This is a genomic window from Marinifilum sp. N1E240 (assembly GCF_009295825.1).
Classification (GTDB): Bacteria; Bacteroidota; Bacteroidia; order Bacteroidales; family Marinifilaceae; genus Marinifilum_A; species Marinifilum_A sediminis.
This window is the reverse complement of the sequence record NZ_WHKF01000037.1, coordinates 1-994: the sequence shown is the minus strand read 5'-3', so window position 1 is coordinate 994 and position 994 is coordinate 1. Positions and strand designations below refer to the sequence as shown.

Here is a 994-nt window from a genome sequence, read left to right as displayed (position 1 = left end):
ACATTGGATGCAGGTAATGCAGGATCAAGTTATTTATGGAGTACAGGTGAAACGACTCAAACGATCACAGTATCAACAACAGGAAATTATTCAGTAGTAGTAACTGATGCAAATGGCTGTTCAGCGAATGATGATGTTAATGTCACTGTTCATCCGAACCCAACAGTAGATTTGGGATCTGATCAGGAAACTTGTGCAGGTAATACGATTACCTTGGATGCCGGCATTGCAGGATCAACATATCTATGGAATACAGGTGAAACGACACAAAAAATCATAGTTTCAACATCAGGAAACTATTCAGTAGTTGTAACCGATGGCAATGGCTGCTCAGCAACTGATGATGTAAATGTAACAGTTCATCCGAATCCAACAGTAGATTTGGGATCTGATCAGGAAACTTGTGCAGGTAATACGATTACCTTGGATGCCGGCATTGCAGGATCAACATATCTATGGAATACAGGTGAAACGACACAAAAAATCATAGTTTCAACATCAGGAAACTATTCAGTAGTTGTAACCGATGGCAATGGCTGCTCAGCAACTGATGATGTAAATGTAACCGTTCATTCGAATCCAACAATAGATTTAGGATCCGACCAGGAAACCTGTGATGGTAATATAATTACTTTGGATGCAGGCAATGCAGGATCGACATATCTATGGAGTACAGGTGAGATTACTCGAACCATAACAGTAAATGCAAGTGGAAACTATTCAGTAGTAGTAACTGATGCAAATGGCTGTTCAGCGAATGATGATGTAAATGTAACAGTTCATCCGAATCCAACAATAGATTTAGGATCCGACCAGGAAACCTGTGATGGTAATATAATTACTTTGGATGCAGGCAATGCAGGATCGACATATTTATGGAGTACAGGTGAGATTACTCGAACCATAACAGTAAATGCAAGTGGAAACTATTCAGTAGTAGTAACTGATGCAAATGGCTGTTCAGCGAATGATGATGTAAATGTAACCGTTCATT

At 39.5% G+C, this 994-nt stretch carries 1 pseudogene; it reads left to right on the top strand.

Going from position 1 to position 994, the window contains the following annotated elements:
• Window positions 1-994, top strand: a pseudogene (locus tag GCQ56_RS20395) (hypothetical protein); the annotation flags it as partial.